The following is a 20,285-nucleotide window of genomic DNA, read 5'->3' as shown; positions in this document are numbered from 1 at the left end:
CGTCCCGCCCCGCCGCCGTACGACGCCCCCGCACCCGAGCCCGGGCAGGCGGCCGACGGGCCGGGGCGCCTCGCCCGGTGCCTGCGCGGCCGACCGGACGACCCGCGCTGGGCGCGGCCCGGGCTGCTGGCGTTGTTGCTGGTCACGGCCGTGCTCTATCTGTGGGACCTGTCGGCCTCCGGGTACGCCAACCAGTTCTACTCGGCGGCGGTGCAGGCGGGGAGCGTGAGCTGGAAGGCGTTCTTCTTCGGGTCGTCGGACGCCGCGAACTCCATCACTGTCGACAAGCCCCCGGCCGCGCTGTGGCCGATGGCGCTGTCCGTGCGGCTCTTCGGGCTCGGGTCCTGGCAGGTGCTGGTGCCCCAGGCGCTGATGGGGGTCGCGACGGTCGGGGTGCTGTACGCGGCGGTGCGGCGCCGGTTCGGGGCGGGCGCCGGGCTGCTGGCCGGGGCGGTGCTGGCGGTCACGCCGGTGGCCGCGCTGATGTTCCGCTTCAACAACCCGGACGCGCTGCTGTGCCTGCTGATGGTGGGCGCCCTCGCCGCGGTGCTGCGCGCCCTGGAGACGGGGCGGACGCGGTGGCTGCTGGTGGCCGGGGCGTGCTTCGGGCTCGGCTTCCTCACCAAGACGCTCCAGGCGTGGCTGATCCTGCCGCCGACGGCGCTGGTGTACCTGTGCTGCGCGCCGGTCGGCCGGGCCCGCCGGGTCGGGCAGCTGCTCCTCGCGGGGCTGGTGACCGTGGTGACGGGCGGCTGGTGGGTGGCGCTCGTCGAGCTGTGGCCGGCGGCGTCGCGCCCGTACATCGGCGGGTCGCAGCACAACAGCTTCCTGGAGCTGACGTTCGGCTACAACGGGTTCGGCCGGATCACCGGTGACGAGACCGGCAGCGTCGGCGGCGGGGGCGGCCACGGCGGCGGGGGCTGGGGCGAGACCGGTCCGGCCCGGCTGTTCTCCTCGGACATGGGCGGGCAGATCTCCTGGCTGCTCCCGGCCGCGCTGATTCTGCTGGTCACGGCCGTCTGGCTGCTGCGGCGGGCCCGGCGGGCGAGCGCCGCGCAGGAGGCGGCGCAGCGGGCGGAGTTCCTGCTGTGGGGCGGCGCGCTGCTGATGACGTTCGTGACGTTCAGCTTCATGTCCGGGATCTTCCACCAGTACTACAACATCGCGCTGGCGCCGTACGTGGCCGCGCTGACCGGCATGGGCACGGTGCTGCTGTGGCGCCGCCCGGGTCGCGGCGGGCGCGTGGTGCTGGCCGCGGTGGTGGCGGTGACGGCGGTCTGGGCGTACGTCCTGCTGGACCGCTCGCCGCAGTGGCTGCCGTGGCTGCGCTGGACGGTGCTGGTCGCGGGCGGGCTCGCCGCGCTGGGCCTGCTGCTCCCGGCGGTCGGCGGGGCGGCGCGGCGGCGGACGGCGCCGGTGGCGGCGGGGCTCGGCGCCGCGGTGGCGCTGGCCGGGCCGGTGGCGTACACGCTGAACACGGTCGCCACCCCGCACGGCGGCTCGATCATCACGGCGGGACCGTCCGTGCAGAGCGGTCACGGTTTCCCGGGCGGCGGCCCCGGCGGCAGGTGGCGCGGCGGAATGCCGACGCCGCCGGGCGCCACCGGCACACAGGGCGGCCAGGGCACCCGCGGTGGTCAGGGCGGCCAGGGTGGCCAGGCCGGTTTCCCCGGTGCGAACGGCGGCACCTGGACCGGCCGCCCGCCGGGCAGCACCGGCACCGGCGGCACCGGCGGCGCCGGGTTCCCGGGCCGGGGCGGCGCCACCGGCACGTCCCCGGGCGCCGGATCCCCCGGCGAACGCGCCGGTGCGGGCGGACCCGGCGGTATGGGCGGCATGGGCGGGCTCCTCGGCGGCAGCCGGGTCGGCACCGCGGCGCGGGCGCTGGTGGCGAAGGACGCCGACCGCTACACCTGGGCCGCGGCGGCGATCGGCTCCCAGAACGCCGCGAGCTACCAACTCGCGACCGGTAAGCCGGTGATGCCCATCGGCGGCTTCAACGGCAGCGACCCGTCCCCGACCCTCGCCCACTTCAAGCAGTTGGTGGCGGACGGCCGGATCCACTACTTCCTCGCGAGCGAGGGCGGCGGTCCGGGCGGCTTCCCCGGCGGACGCGGCAAGGGCCACACCGCCACCCACGGCGGCCACGGCGGCTTCCCGGGCGGCGGCGGCGACAGCAAGGGCACCGCCTCGGCGATCTCCTCCTGGGTGACCAAGACCTTCACCAAGGTCACCGTCGGCAACGCCACCTTCTACGACCTGACGAAGCCGACGACGTCGAAGAAGTGACGACGTGACGAGGTACTGAGGTACTGAGGTACTGAGGTACTGAGGTACCGAAGCACCGATCCGCGCAGGACGCAGTCCGCGCGGCGCGTGACCCACGGAAGAGGCGACCTCCACAAGGCGCGCCCCCCACGGAAGACGGCCCCGAACCACCCCCACCCACCCCCCGTTTCACGTGAAACGGCGCACCCCCGGACGGTTTCACGTGAAACCGTCCGGGGGTTTCCGTACCGGCTCGCAGAAATGTGTTGTACACCGTACAGTCCGCCCTCGTACGCTCTACGACGCCGCCGCGGGCTCCGCGCCCACCTCGGCCTCCGGTGCGGGCAGTTCCGTTCCGGGCGGCCGTACCGCGCCACCGGCGCCGGGCAGTTCGGGCCCCTCCGCACCCCCGGGCGCCGACCGGTACGGGGCACCGGAACCACCACGGGCCCCGGCGGCACGTCCCGTTCCGCTCACCATCCGTCCCGGGAGCCGCTCATGCCCCCTTCCGCCCATGACGACGCCGCGCCCGCGGCGCCGTCCACCGCGCCACCCGCAGCCCCCGGACGTCCCGGTACGCGGTGGCTGATCCTCGGGGTCATCTGTCTCGCGCAGTTGACCGTCATCCTCGACAACACCGTGCTGAGCGTGGCGATCCCGTCCCTCACCGTCGATCTGAGGGCCAGCACCGCCGATGTGCAGTGGATGATCAACGCGTACTCGCTCGTCCAGTCCGGGCTGCTGCTCACCGCCGGGAACTCCGCGGACCGCTACGGACGTAAGAAGATGCTGGCCATAGGGCTGGCGCTGTTCGGGCTCGCCTCGCTCGGGGCGGCGCTGGCGACCTCGCCCGGCATGCTGATCGCCGCCCGCGCCGGGATGGGCGTCGGCGGGGCGCTGCTGGTCACCACCACGCTCGCCGTCGTCATGCAGATCTTCGACGATGCGGAGCGGCCCAAGGCCATCGGCATCTGGAGCTCCGTCAACTCCCTCGGGTTCGCCGCCGGTCCGCTCATCGGCGGGGTGCTGCTCGACCACTTCTGGTGGGGCTCGCTCTTCCTGGTCAACCTGCCGGTCGCGGTGGTGGCGCTCGTCGCGGTGGTCGCCCTCGTACCGGAGTCGAGAAGTCCGGGTGCCGAGAAGCCTGATCCGCTCGGTGCGGTGCTGTCGATGATCGGCATGGTCGGGGTGGTCTTCGCGATCATCTCCGGGCCGGTCGACGGCTGGCTCTCCGGCAAGGTGCTGCTCTCCGCCGCGATCGGGATCGCCGGGCTGGCGCTCTTCGCGCTCTGGGAGCTGCACACCCCGTATCCGATGCTGGACATGCACTTCTTCCGCAACCGCCGGTTCATCGGCGCCGTCTCCGGCGGCATCCTCGTCGCCTTCGGCATGGGCGGCTCGATGTTCCTGCTCACCCAGCACCTCCAACTCGTCCTGGGTTACGGCCCGTTGGAGGCGGGGCTGCGGATGGCGCCGCTCGCCGTCACCGTCGTACTGATCAACTTCACCGGGCTCGGCGCCCGGCTGCTGCCCCGCCTCGGCACCCCCGGAATGATCGTCTCCGGCATGTCGCTGCTGGCCGCGGGCCTGGTCCTCGTCGCCACGCTCGGCGGGTCCGGCTACGGCGGGATGCTCGCCGGGCTGGTCGTGATGGGCGCCGGGATCGCGCTCGCCATGCCGGCCATGGCCAACGCGATCATGTCGGCCATCCCCCCGGCGAAGGCGGGCGTCGGCGCCGGGGTCAACGGCACGCTGATGGAGTTCGGCCAGGGGTTGGGCGTCGCGGTGCTCGGCGCGGTGCTCACCGCGCGTTTCCAGGCGCTGCTGCCGGCGGTCGCCGCCGGGGCCGGTTCGCTGGCCGCGGCGCTCGCCCGGACCGGTTCGGACGCGGAACGCGCCGTCGTGCACGACGCGTTCGCCGCCGGTATCCGCACCGGTCAACTCACGGGCGCCGTCGCGGTGTTCCTCGGCGGGCTGCTTGCCGCGGTGCTGCTGCGGCGGGCGGAGCGGTCGCCCGGGGAGCCGTCCGGACCGGCGGCGGCGGAGGGGGCGGTCGCCGCGGCGGAATAGCATCGAAAGCGGAGCACGTCCCGCTCGGCGGGAGGCGAAGCGCGAGGGGAGAGGCGTCATGGCAGCGGCAGCAGGGGGCGGGGGGAAGCGGCCGAAGAGCGTCTGGCTGGCCGGGCGCCCGCCGCTCAAGCGGAAGGCGGACCAGCCGGACGGGCTGGACCTCGACAAGATCGTCGCGGCGACCGTCCGGCTGCTCGACGCCGACGGGCTGGCCAAGTTCTCCATGCGCCGCCTCGCCGCCGAACTGGGCGTCACCGCGATGTCCGTCTACTGGTACGTCGACACCAAGGACGACCTGCTGGAACTGGCGATGGACGCGATCGCCGGGGAGATGGAGCTGCCCGACGAGGGCGGCGACGACTGGCGGGCGCAGTTGCGGGTGCTCGCCACCGCCTACCGCGATCTGCTGCTGCGCCACCCGTGGGTGGCCCGGCTGCTCGGCGAGTACCTCAACATCGGCCCCCGTTCGCTGGCGTTCTCCAATGCCACGCTGCGGGTGATGGGCCGCAGCGGTCTGGACCCGGAGCGGGCCTCCGGCGCCCTCGCCACGGTCTTCCACTTCGTCTACGGCTTCGCGACGATCCGGGCGCTGCACGAGGCCCGCTGCCGGGCCGCCGGGGTCTCCCTCGACGACTACTTCGCGCAGGTCGCCGCCGCGATGGCGGACCGTCCCGAGTACGCGGAGACCCGGGAGCTGTCCGCCCGCGCCGGGTACGTCCGCCGGGGCCACGGCATCGTCGAGATGCTGGACCGGGAGTTCACCCTCGCCCTCGACCTGCAGATCGCGGGCATCGAGGCGCTGCGGGACCGGGGCGCGGGCGGCTGACCCGCAGCCGCAACGGGACCGGGCCGGGCCCGCGCACCCCCCAAGGTGCCCGTGCCCGGCCCGGTCCGCAGCCGTTCGTCCCGCCCCGCCGGGCGGCCCCGCTCAGCCCGCCATCGGCAGCGAGTCGCCCTGCACCGCCTGGATGTCGAGCTGGACCCGCAGGGTGGTGCCGATCGCCGCGATACCGGCGGCCACGACCTGGTTGTAGTTCATCTTGAAGTCCTCGCGGCGCAGCTCCGCGGTGGCGCTGAACGCCGCCCGCACGCCGCCCCACGGGTCGGGTCCGGTGCCGAGGTAGCTCAGGCTCAGATCGACCGGGCGGACCACGCCGTGCAGCGACAGGTCGCCGTGGACGGTCCAGCGGTCCGGTCCGGCCGGCTCCAGGCCGGTGCTGCGGTAGGTGATCTCCGGGAACTCCGTGACGTTCAGGAAGTCGTCGGACCGCAGGTGGCCGTCGCGCATCCCGTTGCCGGTGTCGATCGACGACGCCGCTATGACGGCCTCGACCGCGGACTTCTCCAGGTCCTCGGCGATCTCGATACGCCCGCTGAACTCGGTGAACCGGCCGTGCACGCTGGTGATGCCGAGGTGCTGCGCGGTCGCCGCGACCGTCGAGTGCATCGGGTCGATCGTCCAGGTGCCGGGGGGCGGCAGCTCCGCGCCGCCCTGCCGTGCCAGGACGACGTTGCCGACGTCCATCCGGCCGCTCGCCGTCACGATCGCGCTGGAGGCGACCGGCGCGTAGCCGACGGCCGTCACGATCACGGTGTACGGTCCGGGCCGCAGCGGCTCGGTGCTGCGGATCGCGCCGTCCTCGTCGGCGGTGGCGCGCAGCATCTGCGCCCCCGTCATGTCGGTGACGGTCAGTACGGCGTGCTGTACCGCCCAGCCGTCCCGTGTGCGGACCTGTGCCCGTACACCCGCAGGTCCCGCGCCCGTCGAAGTCATTCCCACTCCCGTTTCTTGCCTGGTACGTGTTCGGGCTCCGGCAGCGGCCTGCAGGCCGTCCCCTGCCTGTGCGCAGCACCGCTGCCGGAGCCCTGGGGTCCGGTCCGGGGCGCGTCTCCGCTCAAAAAGCGCGCCCCGGTCCGGGGTCTGTCGTCGTCCGGGCGGGTGCCCGGACGGCGGGTCAGTCGCCGGGGTGGGCGAGTTCGACGTCGTAGCCGTCGACCCCGCGGGCGTCGACCTGCAGGCCGTTGGCGACCGGCGGGTAGCCGCTCGCGATGACCGTGTAGTCGCCGGCGTCCAGGTCGGTGAAGGCGTACGCGCCGTCCTCACCGGTGGTGGAGGTCGCCACGACGTTGCCCGCCGCGTCGACCAGGGTGACACGGGCGTCCGGCAGCGGCCGCCGCGCGGAACCGGCCCGCACGACGCCCTCCACCTTCGCGCCGGAGAGCAGCTCGACCTCGATACGGGTGGTGCCCTGGTTCCCGACCTCGACCGGTACGGCCGTGGGGCGGAACTCCGCGGCGTTCACCGCGACGGTGAAGGTGCCCGACGCGAGGTCGTCGAAGGCGAAGTAGCCCTCGGGGCCGGTGACGCCGGTGGACAGCACCTCGCCGCGCACATCGGTGACGACGACCATCGCGCCCGCGACCGGCTGCCCGGTGACCGCGCTGCGGACCTGGCCGCCGAGGCCGCTGGTGCCGCTGAGGAGGATGTCGTAGCCGAGCGGCTGGTCGCCGACGATCACCGTCGACGCCTGCGGCTGGTGCCCGTCGGCCGCCGCGATCAGCACGTACGAACCGGCGCCGGGGGCGGTCAGTTCGTAGGCGCCGTTCGCCTGGGCGGCGGCGCGGCCGAGTTGGCGGCCGCTGAGGGAGATCAGCGTGACCGCGGAGCGCGGCACGGGGTGGCCCTCGGGGTTGCGGATGAAGCCGGTGATCGACGGCCCGGCCGGGATGTCACCGCCACCGGCGGACGCGAACGCCGCCAGGGGCTGGGTGGTGGCCGCCGCGGCGGGCTGCGCCCAGGAGGGCGTGTGCTCGTCGGCGGGGGCACCGGCGCCGACCAGGGCGGGCTCCCGCTCGTCCGTGGCCGCGGCCGCGGGGGCCGGGGTGGCCGCGGGGGTGGTGGCCGGGGTGGCCGCCGGCTCCTCGCCGTCCGCGTTGTTCTGGGCCAGTCCGCCGCGAGTCCTCAACGGGACCTCCTTGATGAACAGGGTGAACAGGAAGGCCAGCAGGGCGCACGGGGCCGCGATCAGGAAGATGTCGGCGACGCCGTGCCCGTAGGCGCTCTCCATGACGGTACGGAGCGGGGCCGGGAGTGCGTCAAGGTCCGGGATGCCGCCGCCGCTGCCCTGGGCGGCTGCCTTGGCCGCCTTCGGGCCCAGTTCGGCGAGGCCGTCCTTCACGTAGTGGGTGACCCGGGTGGCCATGACGGCGCCGAGCGCCGAGACGCCGACCGCACCGCCGAGGGAGCGGAAGAAGGTGACGACGGACGAGGCGGAGCCGAGGTCCTGGGGGGCGACCTGGTTCTGGGTGCAGAGGACCAGGTTCTGCATCATCATGCCGATGCCCAGACCCATCAGGGCCATGAAGATCGCGACGTGCCAGTAGGCGGTGTCGTAGCGGATGGTGCCCAGCAGGCCCAGTCCGGCGGTGACCAGGGCGCCGCCGGTGACCAGCCACGCCTTCCACTTGCCGGTCTTGGTGATGATCTGGCCCGAGACGGTGGAGGAGATGAACAGTCCGCCGATCATCGGGATCGTCATCACACCGGACATGGTCGGCGACTCGCCGCGCGCCAGCTGGAAGTACTGGCTGAAGAAGACGGTGCCGGTGAACATCGCGATACCGACGAAGAGCGAGGCCAGCGAGGCGAGGGTGATCGTCTTGTTGCGGAAGAGCCGCAGCGGGATGATCGGTTCCTTCGCCTTGGACTCGACGAAGACGAAGATCGCGCCGAGGACGACGGAGCCGCCCACCATCGCGGCGGTCTGCCACGACATCCAGTCGTACTTGTCACCGGCCAGCGTGACCCACACCAGCAGCAGCGAGACCGCCGCGCTGATGAAGAAGGCGCCCGCCCAGTCGACCTTGACGCCCTCGCGCTTGACGACGGGGAGCTTCAGGGTCTTCTGCAGCACGATCAGCGCGATCACCGCGAAGGGCACGCCGACGTAGAAGCACCAGCGCCAGCCCATCCAGCTGGTGTCGGTGATGACGCCGCCGAGCAGCGGGCCGCCGACGGTGGCGACGGCGAAGGTGGCGCCGAGGTAGCCGCTGTACCGCCCGCGCTCACGCGGGGAGATCATCGCGGCCATGACGATCTGCGCCAGGGCGGAGAGACCGCCGACGCCGATGCCCTGGATCACCCGGCAGGCGATCAGCATCCCGGCGTTCTGCGACAGACCGGCGACGACCGAACCCGCGACGTAGATGATCAGGGCGACCTGGACCAGCAGCTTCTTGCTGAACAGGTCGGAGAGCTTGCCCCACAGCGGGGTGGTCGCGGTCATCGCCAGCAGCGACGCCGTGACGACCCAGGTGTAGGCGGACTGGCCGCCGTCGAGGTCGTGGATGATCTCGGGGAGCGCGTTCGACACGATGGTCGACGACAGGATGGCGACGAACATTCCGAGCAGCAGCCCGGAGAGTGCCTCCATGATCTGACGGTGCGTCATGGGCGGCTGTCCGGAGGCGGGTATGCCCCCGTGCTTGGCGTGGCCGCCCCGCACACCGGCTGGTGTGGTCGTAGCCATGTAGTTCCTTTTCATCCTGCGGGTGTACGGGTGGTGGAGTCGTGATGCGCCCGGGTACGGCAGTCGCCGAAGCTCGTGCGCAGTCGCGTGAGCAGTTCGACGAGGTGGCCGACGTCGCTGTCGGACCAGTCGTCCAGGTACCGGGCGAGTGTGTGGGTGTAGCGCTCGGAAAGCTCCGTCAGGAGTTCCTTGCCGCTCGGGGTCAGACGCAACAGACGCGACCGCTTGTCCGCCGGGTCGGGCTTGCGCTCGATCCAGCCGCGCTCCGCGACATGGGCGACGTGTCGGCTGGTCACCGACATGTCGATCGCGAGCAGCTCGGCCAGCTGGCTCATCCGCATCTCGCCGTGACGGTCGAGGAGGGTGAGCACGCCTGCCGAGGCGGGCGGGCAGTCCTGGGGCAGGATGCGCCCCATTTCGCGCTTGACGGCTCCGATGGCGCTGAGCTGCCTGGCCAGTTCCTCGTACTGACTCTGGGCGGCCATGGGCTCCTCCACGCGGTTTTGTTGCTTGAGGCAACCATAGGGTCGGTTGGTTGCTGAAGGCAAACGAATAGGTGGCCCCTACGGTAAAGGGGAGGAAAAGGCGATCTCAGCCCGGGGTCAAGGAAATTGACCGCCCCCGGGAAGGCGCAGGTCAGCGCCGCTCGCCCGGGGTGCCGGGGCGGCTCCGTAATGTGGTCAGCGTCACTTACGCCCGTGGGGACGGGCGCTCCGCCCACCTCGACGGCACCGATCAGAGCGCACGACACGCCACACGGGCCACCATTCCACCCCTTCGCCCCCAGTCGCCCCCTCTGCGCCGGAGGCCCCTTTCCTTCCTCCTCCTCCCCTCCTCTCCGTTACGTACCGGGAGGGCGGGGGTTTCCGGCGGGGGAGCGGCGGTCGGGCGGCGGGTGCGGGGTGCCGTCCGGCCGCTTCCGGGGGCCGTTCCGGCGCTGCCGGGCGCGCGGTCCAGGGGTGCCCTGAAGAGCGCGGTTCGCTAGGGTCCTTGCCCATGGCGACCAACCCGCAGAACCAGGCCGAGGGCAACTACGACCCGGCGGGCAGCACGCAGATGTTCCGCGCCTTCGTCGACGAGGGCGGCACCCCGCAGGCCGGGCAGACCGGCGGCCGCCGCGCCCCGGCCCCCGCGCAGTCCGGCGGCCCCCGCGTCGGCCTGATCGTCGGCGTCGTCGTCGCCGTGGTGGTCGTCGCCGCCGCGGTCTGGCTCGCCTTCGGCTGAGCCCCGCACCCTCTTCCCCAGCCCTCCGTACACGACGGGGCCCGGACGGATCCGGGCCCCGTTTTCGCTGCCCGGCGACCGGGCCCCGCCGCTGCCGGTGCTCACCGCGCGGTCGGCTCCGCGGGGCAGAACGTGTCGTGTGCCGGTCGCTCCCCGCTGACCAGGTAGGCGGTCACGGCGTGGTTCCCGCAGGCGTTCGTGCCGGTCAGGTAGGCCACATGCCCGCCCTGGCCGACGGTCACCAGCCGGGCCCGCCCGCCGAGGGCCCGGCGCGTCCGCAGCGCCCCGGGCAGCGGGGTCGCCGGATCGCGGAGGTTCTGCACCATGAGCACATCGGACGGCCCCCGGTCGGCGATCCGCACCTGCGGCTCCACGGGGTCCGGCCAGAAGGCGCACGGCCTGATGTTGGCCGTGAACGCGCCGTACATCGGGTAGCGGACGCGGTCGACCGCGACATGGCGCTGATAGGTCGCGACGGACGTCGGCCAGCGCGAGTCGCCGCAGATCACCCCGAGGTAGGCGGCGGGGTAGTTGTCGCTGTACGCGCCGCCGTCGCCCGCGCCGCCGGAGTCGGGCGGCGGCCGGTCCGTGTCCAGGGCGTGCCAGGTCGCGGCGAGCCGGGCGCGGTCGGCGTCCGTGCGGAGCAGCCCCGAGGTGACGGCGCGGAAGGCCGTGCCGTCGTACCCCTGCACCGGCTTGTGGTCGAGGCGCGCGGCGAGTCGGAAGTACGTCGCGCGGACCGCGGCCGGGGTGCTGCCGAGGTGGTACGTCCGGGAGGCGGCCGCGGCGAACGCGGCGAAGTCCGGGAAGCGGGTCTCGAACCCCGCGGCCTGGGCGCGCAGCGCGTCGACGTCGTACCCCTCGGGCGGCAGGCTGCTGTCGAGCACGATGCGGTCGCCGCGGTGCGGGAAGAGGGTGGCGTACACCGCGCCGAGGTAGGTGCCGTAGGACTCGCCGTAGTACGAGATCTTCGGTACGCCCAGCGCCGCCCGGATGCGGTCCATGTCCCGCGCGGTGTTCGCGGTGGTGAGGTGCGGCAGCAGGTACGCGGTCCGCGAGGTGGCGCACCGGGTGGCGAGCCGCTTGGCGACGGTGGCCTGTTCCGCCACGTCGGCCGCGCCGCCCGGAGTGGGCGGGTTGCTCGCCACGCCGCCCTCAGCTGGGGTGAAGTTGCAGGTCACCGGGGTGCTGTGGCCGACGCCGCGGGGGTCGAAGCCGATCACGTCGTAGCGGTCGCGGACCTTCTCGGGCAGCTTCAGCAGGGCGGGGACGGGGAGCCCGGGCAGGCCGGGGCCGCCCGGATTGAGGAGCAGCACACCGCGTTTCGCGGCCGGGTGCCTGCTCGCCAGACGGGACACCTCGACGGTGATCGTCCGCCCGTCGGGATGCCGGTAGTCGAGCGGCACGGTGAGCTTCGCGCACGACAGCGCCGCCGCCGCCCCGCTGGGACACGCGCCCCACCGCAGCGGCGGCGGCGCCGTGTCCGCCCGCGCCCGGGACGGTGTACCCGCGGTGGCCGTCCACGGTGCGCCCGCGGTCACGGACACCGCCGCCGCGCCCACGGTGAGAGCGAGCGCCGCGAGCCAGGATTTACGCATGGGGTCCTCCTCGTGTCGGAAGAGCAGGGGATGCCGGAACGCGCCGCGCGGCCGTCATCCGGGGGCGGCCGACCGGACGGCCGCCGCCCGCCTGTGCCGCCCGCGCGGCGCCACGACGACGAGCGCGACGACCTGGAGCGCGGGTTCCTTCCGGCCCCGGCAGGTCGGCGGTGGCCTCGGTGCGGAGGCGGCCGGTGCGGGGGTGGCCGGTGCGGCGGCGGGGCCGGAGGCGGCCGGTGCGGCGGACCGTGCCGACGGGCCCACCGCCGTCGCCGCCGCCGAGCACGGTGTGCTCCCGGTCCGCCGCCGCGGCCCGCCGGAACGGGACGCCCCGCTCGGCACCCGTCGGACGCCGACTCCGGCCCACCCGGTCCGTGGCCGCGACGGCCGTCCCGTCGGCGTCGCCCCACACGTAGGCGCCGCCGAGGCGCCGGACGCGGACGGGCCGGTCGCCCCCGCCCGGCGCGCACCGCGCGCCGATACCGCCCCGGAGCAGCGAGAACGTCGTCAACACCCGGCCGTACTCGGCGAGTTCGTACCCTTGGTACGGCGGAGAGATCCTCTTCGCGTGCAACATGCCCTCATCGCACCACCGGCCCGACGGCCGGACCCATGCCATCTGTCATGGGCGCGCGGGGCGCGGCCGGGCCACGCTTGTCCGCATGCTCCCGACACCGTTCCCCGGGGCCGCCGCCCGTCCCCCCGCCGGGCACCCGGGCCCTACCATGGCCGACGTGGGCACACGTGATCCGGACGAGTTCTCCGCCGATCAATGGCCGGACTGGAGTTTCTGGAAGGACCAACCGGACGACCCCGGAGCCCGCCGCCGCGGTCGGCTGACCGTCGCCGCCGCCATGGCACCCGCCTCCCTGGCCCTGCTCGCCCGGGCCGAGGGCCTCACGCACGGCACCCGGCCGCCCTGGCTCACCACGCTCGTGATCACCCTCGTCGCCTGCTACGGCGTCGGCTGCGCCCTGGCTGCCTGGTGCGGGCCGACGGCGCTGCGCCGGGGACGTATCGTCCTCGTCGCCGTGCTGTTCCTGCTCGGGGCGGCACCGGCGGTCCTCCTCGCGGCGCCGTCCCAGCTGACCGATCTGACCTACGCCCTCTCGATCGGCCTGATGCTGCTGCCGCTGCGCCGTGCGCTGCTGCTCGGCCTCGTCACGGTGGTGGGGCAGATCGTCTGGATGCGTCTGGCCCGCGGCGAGGTGGCGTGGGCGCAGGTCGGCATCCTCGTCGGCGTGACCGCGGCGCTCGGCACCGTCTTCGCCCTCAACTTCACGATCGGCCATCTACGGGCCGCCCGCGCGCAGGTCAGGAGGCTGGCCGTGCACGAGGAACGCGAACGGGTCGCCCGGGACATGCACGACGTACTCGGCCACAGCCTCTCCACGATGACCGTCAAGCTCGGCCTGGCGCGCCGCGTCCTGGAATCCTCCGGCGACGTGCCCTTCGCCGTCCGCGAGATCACCGAACTGGAGACCATGGCCCGCACGGCGCTCTCCGACGTACGGGCCACCGTCTCCGACTACCGCACCCTGTCCCTGGACAGCGAACTCGCCGGTGCCCGTATGGCGCTGCGGGCCGCCGGGGTACGGGCCGAACTGCCCGCCGCAACCGATGACGTCCGCGCCGAACTGCGTGAGGTGTTCGGCTACGTCGTACGGGAGGCGGTCACCAATGTGCTGCGCCACTCCGACGCCGAACTGTGCACCGTCCGCACCGGACCCGACTGGGTCGAGATCACCGACAACGGCACGCCCACCGGCGGGGTGCGCGCCGGGAACGGCCTGACCGGTCTCGCCGAACGGCTGGCCGCGGTGTCGGGCACCCTCGACCACGGGCCCGCCCCCGGCGGCGGGTTCCGGGTCACCGCCCGCGGACCCGCGCCGGTGGGCCGGCTGACACCCCGACAGGAGGCCGGGCCGTCATGATCCGTGTTCTGCTCGCCGACGACCAGGCACTCGTCCGCGGCGCCCTCGCGGCCGTACTCCGGCTCGAACCCGATCTGGACGTGGTCGCCGAGATCGGCACCGGCACCGAGGTGCTGGCCGCCGCGGAGCGCACCGCGCCCGATATCGCGCTGCTCGATGTGCAGATGCCCGGGCGGGACGGGCTGACCGTCGCCGCCGATCTCCGGCGGGCGCTGCCGGGCTGCCGCACCCTCATCTGTACGACCTTCAGCCGTCCCGGCTATCTCGCGCGGGCGATGGCCGCGGGCGCGTCCGGTTACGTCGTGAAGGACTCCCCGCCGGAGCAGTTGGTCGACGCGATCCGCCGGGTCCACGCCGGTCTGCGGTTCGTCGACCCGGGCCTCGCCGCGGAGGCACTGGCCGGTGGCGCGAGCCCGCTGACCGGCCGCGAGGCGGACGTCCTACGCACCGCCGCCGAGGGCGGCACCGTCTCCGACATCGCCAGGGCGCTGTCCCTTTCCCCGGGCACCGTCCGCAACCACCTGTCATCGGCGATAGGCAAAACACAGGCCCGCACCCGAGCGGAGGCAGTCCGACTCGCGGAGGGGAATGGCTGGCTTTGAGGGGGGGGTGGGTGGGCGGTCGGTCGGGCGCGTTGTGGGGGCCGGTCTGGCTGTGCCGGTCGGGCGCGTTCTGCCTTCTGGTCCGGCCGTTCGGCCCCTCCGCCGGTCGGCCCCGCCGGTTGGCCCCTGCCGCGTCGTCCGGCCTTGCCGCGCCGCCTGGCCGTGCTCTGCCGTCCGACCGCGCCAGTTGGGCCTGTTGCGCTGTCCGGCCCCGCCTTCCGGCCTGGTTGACTTGCCCGGCCGCCCGGTCCTGCCGTGGCATCCGGCCAGCCCTCCGTCCCTCCGCGTCGTCCGGCCCGGCCGCACCGCGCCGTCCTGCCTGCTGCGCTGCCTGGTCCCTCCGCGTCGTCCGGCTCCGCCGGTTGGCCAGGCGGGGCCGTCGGCCGATGCCCGGCTGACCGGGCTGCGCTCCGTCCGTCCGCCCGGCGGGATGGACTCCTCCGGTCAGCGGGACGGCCCGGAGGAGACGTCCCGCTCGGCCTTGCGGGGTGGGCTAGGGCTTGTCGTCGGGACGGGGTGTCCAGTCGAAGGACACGTCCTTGGTGTCGAGGTGCATCCCCAGCGGGACCCGCCAGGCGTCCACGCAGATCCGGTACGAGGCGGTGCGGCGCGCGCCGGGCGCGAGGGGCAGCGGGAGCTTGTGGGTGGAGGTGCGGGTGTCCCAGTCGATGCCGAGGGCGCCGATGATGTGCGTCCCGAACGTGACCGTGCCGACGGTGACCGGTTTGGTGCCGGTGTTCACCAGGGGGAACGCGATCTTCTCGCACCACCGCTCCCCGCCGTCCGCACGCTTCGGCTTCCCGATCACCAGCCCGGCGGGCGCCCCCTTGCCCGCGGGAAGGGTGGGGGAGGGGAGCCCGGGATTCGACGGCGTGCCCGACGGGTCCGACGACCCGGGCGTCCCCGGCCGGTCGGACGGCGAGCCGGACGATCCGGAACCGCCCGACCCACCAGCCCCACCAGCCCCACCGGCCCCGCCCGGTTGCCCCGTTCCACCCGGTCCCCCGACTCCACCCGGATTCCCGACGCCACCTGCTCCCCCGGCCCCACCCGGCATACCCGAGCCCCCCGGCGCGTTGGGGATACCGGGGGTGCCGGAACTATCAGGTTCCTTCCCTGAATGATCCGGAATGCCTGAACCACCGCCTCCAGATGCGGAGTTGGCCGGATCTTTGTCCTCGCCGGAATTCCCTGTTGCGTCTCCGCCGCCCCCGCCGGGCGAGCGGGATCCGTCCAGCGGGGTCAGCTCGACGCCCTGCTCGGAGGCTGCGCCGGTCGGGGCGCTCTCCCCGGCGGCGCCGACCGCCGCGTACCCCTGACCGGCTCCGCTCCCGCAGCCCACGAGCACCGCGCCGCCCAGGCAGCACACGGCGAGCGCCGACGCGGTACGGGCGGGACGGAAGCGGCGGGGCGCCGGGGCGGATCCCGGCGGGCGTACGCCGCCGGGAACGGGGCGCGGGGACGTGTCACGGGCAACTATGCGGGGTGACTGTCGCATCGGCCCAGTGTTGATGACGACTCGTCAGATTCCTAGACCTCGGCAGGCGCCAACGCCGGGAGACCGCCGGGAGATAGCCGGGAGGCCACCGGAGACCGGTGCGCTGATCCGGGGCGAGAGAGGCCGAGGAACCGAGGGGCCGAGGTGAGCGGCGGCCCGGGCGGGAAGCCGCAGAGCGGCGCCGGGAAGGGCCGCAGGCCCGAGCACAGCGTAAGAGGCGGGGCGGGCCGGGGCGAGAGAGCCGCAGCAAGCACACGGCGCGCCGTAACCGAAGGCAAGAAGCCGCAAGGCAGGACGCGAGGGACCGCAAGGCAGGACGCGAGAGACCGCAAGGGCGAGGCAAGGGCGAGCGCGGGCGCGACAGCGCCGGAGAAGCAGCCGCACGGCAACGCGGCCGAACGACCGGGCCCGGAGATCCGGGACGGAACCGACACGGACGTCGGTACGGAACCCCGACACGGGCGTCGGGCCAGAACCCCGGTATCGATCCGGGGCGCAACGCAGGAGGCGAGGGAGGTGACCAGGAAGAGGGGGACCGGCCGACGGGTGTCGGGCCGATGGTTCTCTTCGCAGTCCGCCGAGTGGTGCGCATCGTGCGAACGGTGGTGCGCGTGGTGCGGGTGGTGCGATGACGCGGGAGGTCAACGACCGCTCGGCGGACCCGTCCTCATTCGGCGATCAGCCCTTCCCGCAGCTGGGCGAGGGTGCGGGTGAGGAGGCGGGAGACATGCATCTGTGAGATGCCGACCTCCTCGCCGATCTGCGACTGCGTCATGTTGGCGAAGAAGCGCAACATGATGATCTGCCGCTCCCGCGCCGGGAGCTTGGCCAGCAGCGGCTTGAGGGACTCGCGGTACTCCACGCCCTCCAGCGCGGTGTCCTCGTAGCCCAGACGGTCCGCCAGGGAGCCCTCGCCGCCGTCGTCCTCGGGGGAGGGCGAGTCGAGCGAGGAGGCGGTGTAGGCGTTGCCGACGGCGAGACCGTCGACGACGTCCTCCTCCGACACCCCGAGCACGCGGGCGAGTTCGGGGACGGTCGGCGAACGGTCGAGCTTCTGTGACAGCTCGTCACTGGCCTTGGTGAGCGCGAGCCGCAGTTCCTGGAGGCGGCGCGGGACCCGCACCGACCAGGAGGTGTCGCGGAAGAAGCGCTTGATCTCGCCGACGACCGTTGGCATTGCGAACGTCGGGAACTCCACCCCGCGTTCGCAATCGAAACGGTCGATCGCCTTGATCAGACCGATCGTGCCGACCTGGACGATGTCCTCCATCGGCTCGTTGCGGCTGCGGAACCGGGCCGCCGCGTACCGCACCAGCGGGAGGTTCAGCTCGATCAGGGTGTCGCGGACGTACGTACGCTCCGCGCAGTCCTTGTCGAGCGTGGCCAGCCGCAGGAACAGGGAGCGGGAGAGCGTGCGGGTGTTGATGGCGTCGTCGTCGTGCACGGGCGGTGCGGGCGCGGGAATCGCGGGAAGCACCTTTGAGCTGTCCAGTTCTACGGACATGCCACCCCCTTGAGGTCGCGGGTCGGGTCGCTGCGGCGTCCCCGGACCGAGGCGGACCGGAGAGTGATACCTCCACCTGAATACCGGAGGCGGCGCCGCGGCAAACGCGGTTCCAGCAGAATGTCACATGTCGGCAACGCGCTGTAGCGTCATGTCGACATATCTGCGCAGGAACGCGGGGTCCCGTGTCGCCCCTGCCGGTTAGACCTCGATCCTGTTTGCGGATCTCAGCCGGGCGAAGCTCCGTGACAGTAGCCGCGAGACATGCATCTGCGACACCCCCAGCTCCGCGCTGATCTGAGATTGCGTCAAGTTGCTGTAGTAACGCAGCAGCAGAATCCGCTGTTCGCGCTCGGGAAGCTGGACGAGCAGATGGCGGACGAGGTCGCGGTGTTCGACGCCGGCCAGCTCGGGGTCCTCGTAGCCGAGCCGGTCGAGGAGTCCGGGGAGACCGTCGCCCTCCTGGGCCGCCTCCAGAGATGTGGCGTGATATGACCGCCCGGCCTCCAGGCAGGCCAGCACCTCCTCCTCGCCGATCTTGAGGCGTTCGGCGATCTCGGCGGTGGTCGGTGAGCGCCCGTGGAGCACCGTCAGATCCTCCGTCGCGCCGTTGACCTGGACCCACAGCTCGTGGAGGCGGCGCGGTACGTGGACGGTGCGGACGTTGTCGCGGAAGTACCGCTTGATCTCGCCGACGACGGTGGGCATCGCGAAGGTGGGGAACTGCACGCCCCGGTCCGGGTCGAAGCGGTCGATGGCGTTGATCAGGCCGATGGTGCCGACCTGGACCACGTCCTCCATCGGTTCGTTGCGGCTGCGGAACCGTACGGCGGCGTACCGGACGAGCGGGAGGTTGGCCTCGATGAGGGCGGCGCGGACCCGGGTGTGCTCGGGGGTGCCGGATTCGAGCCCGGCCAGTTCGGCGAAGAGCACCTGGGTGAGCGCCCGCGTGTCCGCGCTCCGGCTCTCGCGGGATGGCGCCTTGGGCGCAGTACGGGCCGTCACGGTCACGCCACCCTTCACAATGCATGTATCCGGCAAAGCGGTCATAGCATCACAAGACATGCGCAGTGTGTGCAAGTACCGCATTACTCCGTGTTGACCGGCGAGTTGATCTCCGTAACGCGGTGCGTCGCTGCCCGTTCGGAGGGCCCCGAACGGCGTACCGTCGCGCGCGCCGGGCGCCCGCGCGTACGCCGGTACCCGCGCGGACGGCCCCAGGTGGGCGCGGTCCGCGCCCCGTTCGCCACACGGGCACGGAAAAGCCCCCCGCCCGGCGTCGGAGCCGGGGGCGAGGGGCGCGTCAGGGGGTGCCGGGGGCGATCAGAATTCGTAGTCGGCGATCACCCAGGTGGCGAACGCGCGCCACTGTGCGGCGGCGTCCTGGTGGGCCGGGTGCGCGAGGTAGCGGGCGAGGGCGTCGCGGTCGGCGACGGCGGAGTTGATCGCGAAGTCGCGGGCGATGGGCCGGTCGGTGATGTTCCAGCCGCACTCCCAGTGCGTCAGCTCCGGGATCTTGCCGCCGAGCTCCATGAAGGCGCGGGCGGCCTCCTGGACGCGCGGCTCGTCCGGCGAGACGCCGTCGTTGAGCTGGAACAGAACCAGGTGGCGGATCACTGGGACCTCCGTGCGGCGGGCGGTGCCTGGCCGGACCGCGCGGCGGGGCCGGGGGCGGTCAGCTGACCAGCTGCGTCATGAACTCGCCGACGCCCTTCGCGGCGGACGAGACACCTTCGAAGCCTATCTTCACCAGGTCACCGGCCCGGTCGGGGGAGGTGACGATCGTGTAGAGCACGAAGACGATGAGCACGTACATCGCGATCTTTCTCGCCTGCGCCATCGAACCCGTCTCCCCCTGGGCAGTGCTGCCCGCTCCCCTGTGCGACCGGGCGAGTGTAACCACTCCGGGGCCCGGCGCACCGGGCGGAAGGCGGTTCGGCGGCCCGGACCCCGGCCGCCCGGGGCTCCGCCCGTCCCGCGTAAACGGGACCAAAGCCCTGCCGACGCAGGCCCTTTGGCGCGCCACGGGGGCGTCCCGCGGGGGCAGCATGGAGGTACGCCCCGGAGGTCCGGCAGGAGCCCCGGGGCGGGGTCGGGCCTCACTGCGGGGTCCATGCCGCGTCTTCCCCCGATCGCGGCGCGGACTCGGAGGCCCGGCCCCTCGGGGAAGCGACCGGCAACCCCCCGCCCGGCCGCTTCCCCCTCCTCTTTCTTTTCCCCAGGGCTTCTTCTCTCCCGGGCTTCTTCTCTCTCCACGGGCTCTTCTCCGGGCGTCGCCCCGTGCGGTCCGCTCTTCACGGGTGCGCGGCGCCGGGCGGTACGGTGCGTGCGCGTGGGGCCGAGCGGGTGTCCGCGCCGCCGATAATGGCGTACGCCGCGGACGGTCTCCGGTCGCGGTACAGCGTCCGACGCACGCCCGAGGGGGATCACACATGGACAGGGACATACGCCGCGCACCGGGAGCCGGTGCGGCCGGGGGGACGGCTGCCGCGCAGGCCGGTAACTCCGTACTCCGTCAGGGAAGTTCGCGCAGCGCCCGGCGGCGGGCCGCGACGGTGCTCGCACTGCTCTTCGGCCTGCTGGGCGCGGCCGCCGCGCCCGCGACCGCCGCCGTGGCGCGTCCGGCCGCGGTCGTCGCGCACCACGCGGAGGCGGCCGTGGCCGGGGCGAAGTCCGGTGCGGCTGCCGCCGGTTCGTCGCGTCCGGCCGTTGCGGCCACGGCCGGGGAGGCGGGGCACGGCACCGTCGTCACCGCGTCGAAGATCAAGAAGGTGCACTACACCCACGCGAAGTCCGGGAAAAAGAAGAAGGGCTTCTTCAAGAAGCTGGGCATCTTCCTGATCGTGCTCTTCGTGGTCTTCCTGCTCGTCGTGGTGCTGGTGATCTGGCTGATCGTCCACTTCATCCGCAAGGCGTTCCGCCGCGGTCGGGACTGACCGCCGCACCGCCGCCGCACCGTCGTACCGCCCGTCGCCCGGAACCGTCCGGTCGGCGGGCGGTCGCGTTGTCGCAGGTCAGAGGCGCCAGGGGAGGCATTGGGGTGAGGTGCCGGAGGCGA

General features: G+C 73.2%; 16 protein-coding genes. 7 read left to right on the top strand and 9 right to left on the bottom strand.

All coding sequences use genetic code 11. The annotated features are described in order from the left end of the window. The first annotated feature begins 132 nt into the window (after nt 1-132). The 3 genes from IF23_RS0121360 (at nt 133) to IF23_RS0121350 (ending at nt 5,164) form a co-directional block, all read left to right on the top strand. Entirely contained in the window at nt 133-2,289 is a 2,157-nt protein-coding gene (locus tag IF23_RS0121360; protein ID WP_483855137.1) for an ArnT family glycosyltransferase, read from the top strand. A 477-nt stretch (nt 2,290-2,766) separates the two neighbouring features. Continuing rightward, nucleotides 2,767-4,338 carry an MFS transporter gene (locus IF23_RS0121355; RefSeq protein WP_030286038.1) on the top strand — a complete coding sequence of 524 codons (1,572 nt, stop codon included), beginning with the start codon at nt 2,767-2,769 and terminating at the stop codon, nt 4,336-4,338. A 58-nt stretch (nt 4,339-4,396) separates the two neighbouring features. After that, on the top strand, nt 4,397-5,164 hold the full coding sequence (locus tag IF23_RS0121350; RefSeq protein ID WP_030286035.1) for a TetR/AcrR family transcriptional regulator: 768 nt from the start codon (nt 4,397-4,399) through the stop codon (nt 5,162-5,164). A 102-nt stretch (nt 5,165-5,266) separates the two neighbouring features. On the opposite strand, the gene IF23_RS0121345 is transcribed toward IF23_RS0121350, so the two are convergent. The 3 genes from IF23_RS0121345 to IF23_RS0121330 all read right to left on the bottom strand — a co-directional run bounded on the left by IF23_RS0121345 (nt 5,267) and on the right by IF23_RS0121330 (nt 9,352). Further along, nucleotides 5,267-6,112 carry a YceI family protein gene (locus IF23_RS0121345; RefSeq protein WP_030286047.1) on the bottom strand — a complete coding sequence of 282 codons (846 nt, stop codon included), beginning with the start codon at nt 6,110-6,112 and terminating at the stop codon, nt 5,267-5,269. 181 nt (nt 6,113-6,293) lie between these two features. Next, a complete protein-coding gene (locus tag IF23_RS0121335) occupies nt 6,294-8,789 on the bottom strand; it encodes an MFS transporter (RefSeq protein WP_483855138.1) in 2,496 nt (831 codons plus the stop codon). An 89-nt stretch (nt 8,790-8,878) separates the two neighbouring features. Continuing rightward, nucleotides 8,879-9,352: a MarR family winged helix-turn-helix transcriptional regulator gene (locus tag IF23_RS0121330; RefSeq protein WP_030286031.1), complete on the bottom strand. Its 474-nt coding sequence runs from the start codon at nt 9,350-9,352 to the stop codon at nt 8,879-8,881. 511 nt (nt 9,353-9,863) lie between these two features. On the opposite strand from IF23_RS0121330, the gene IF23_RS0121325 reads away from it, so the two are divergent. Continuing rightward, nucleotides 9,864-10,091, top strand: a complete 228-nt coding sequence (locus IF23_RS0121325) for a hypothetical protein (RefSeq protein ID WP_030286029.1) — start codon at nt 9,864-9,866, stop codon at nt 10,089-10,091. A 101-nt stretch (nt 10,092-10,192) separates the two neighbouring features. Here IF23_RS0121325 and IF23_RS0121320 read toward each other — a convergent pair whose 3' ends face one another. After that, nucleotides 10,193-11,689 (bottom strand): alpha/beta hydrolase, encoded by a 1,497-nt coding sequence (locus tag IF23_RS0121320; RefSeq protein ID WP_030286027.1) that lies wholly within the window; start codon nt 11,687-11,689, stop codon nt 10,193-10,195. A gap of 725 nt (nt 11,690-12,414) precedes the next feature. Here IF23_RS0121320 and IF23_RS0121315 point away from each other — a divergent pair. Both IF23_RS0121315 and IF23_RS0121310 read left to right on the top strand, forming a co-directional pair. Beyond that, nucleotides 12,415-13,623 (top strand): sensor histidine kinase, encoded by a 1,209-nt coding sequence (locus IF23_RS0121315; protein WP_030286026.1) that lies wholly within the window; start codon nt 12,415-12,417, stop codon nt 13,621-13,623. Continuing rightward, complete coding sequence (locus tag IF23_RS0121310) at nt 13,620-14,225, top strand: response regulator transcription factor (RefSeq protein ID WP_030286024.1); 606 nt, start codon at nt 13,620-13,622, stop codon at nt 14,223-14,225. The genes IF23_RS0121315 and IF23_RS0121310 overlap by 4 nt, the downstream gene beginning before the upstream one ends. 493 nt (nt 14,226-14,718) lie before the next feature. On the opposite strand, the gene IF23_RS35085 is transcribed toward IF23_RS0121310, so the two are convergent. From IF23_RS35085 to IF23_RS34510, 5 genes are all read right to left on the bottom strand, one after another. Continuing rightward, entirely contained in the window at nt 14,719-15,033 is a 315-nt protein-coding gene (locus tag IF23_RS35085; protein ID WP_078654144.1) for a hypothetical protein, read from the bottom strand. A 1,357-nt stretch (nt 15,034-16,390) separates the two neighbouring features. Next, nucleotides 16,391-17,227 carry an RNA polymerase sigma factor SigF gene (locus tag IF23_RS0121300; RefSeq protein ID WP_030286020.1) on the bottom strand — a complete coding sequence of 279 codons (837 nt, stop codon included), beginning with the start codon at nt 17,225-17,227 and terminating at the stop codon, nt 16,391-16,393. 201 nt (nt 17,228-17,428) lie between these two features. Beyond that, a complete protein-coding gene (locus IF23_RS0121295) occupies nt 17,429-18,238 on the bottom strand; it encodes an RNA polymerase sigma factor SigF (RefSeq protein ID WP_030286018.1) in 810 nt (269 codons plus the stop codon). 312 nt (nt 18,239-18,550) lie between these two features. Beyond that, on the bottom strand, nt 18,551-18,844 hold the full coding sequence (locus IF23_RS0121290; RefSeq protein WP_030286015.1) for a Dabb family protein: 294 nt from the start codon (nt 18,842-18,844) through the stop codon (nt 18,551-18,553). A 58-nt stretch (nt 18,845-18,902) separates the two neighbouring features. Next, nucleotides 18,903-19,067 carry a hypothetical protein gene (locus IF23_RS34510; protein WP_169750021.1) on the bottom strand — a complete coding sequence of 55 codons (165 nt, stop codon included), beginning with the start codon at nt 19,065-19,067 and terminating at the stop codon, nt 18,903-18,905. A gap of 592 nt (nt 19,068-19,659) precedes the next feature. On the opposite strand from IF23_RS34510, the gene IF23_RS0121280 reads away from it, so the two are divergent. Then, nucleotides 19,660-20,163: a hypothetical protein gene (locus tag IF23_RS0121280; RefSeq protein WP_157848052.1), complete on the top strand. Its 504-nt coding sequence runs from the start codon at nt 19,660-19,662 to the stop codon at nt 20,161-20,163. Nucleotides 20,164-20,285: the final 122 nt, after the last annotated feature.

Source organism: Streptomyces catenulae, from assembly GCF_000718015.1.
Classification (GTDB): Bacteria; Actinomycetota; Actinomycetes; order Streptomycetales; family Streptomycetaceae; genus Streptomyces; species Streptomyces catenulae.
The sequence above is the reverse complement of the archived record's forward strand: the minus strand, read 5'-3'. Positions and strand labels throughout refer to the sequence as shown.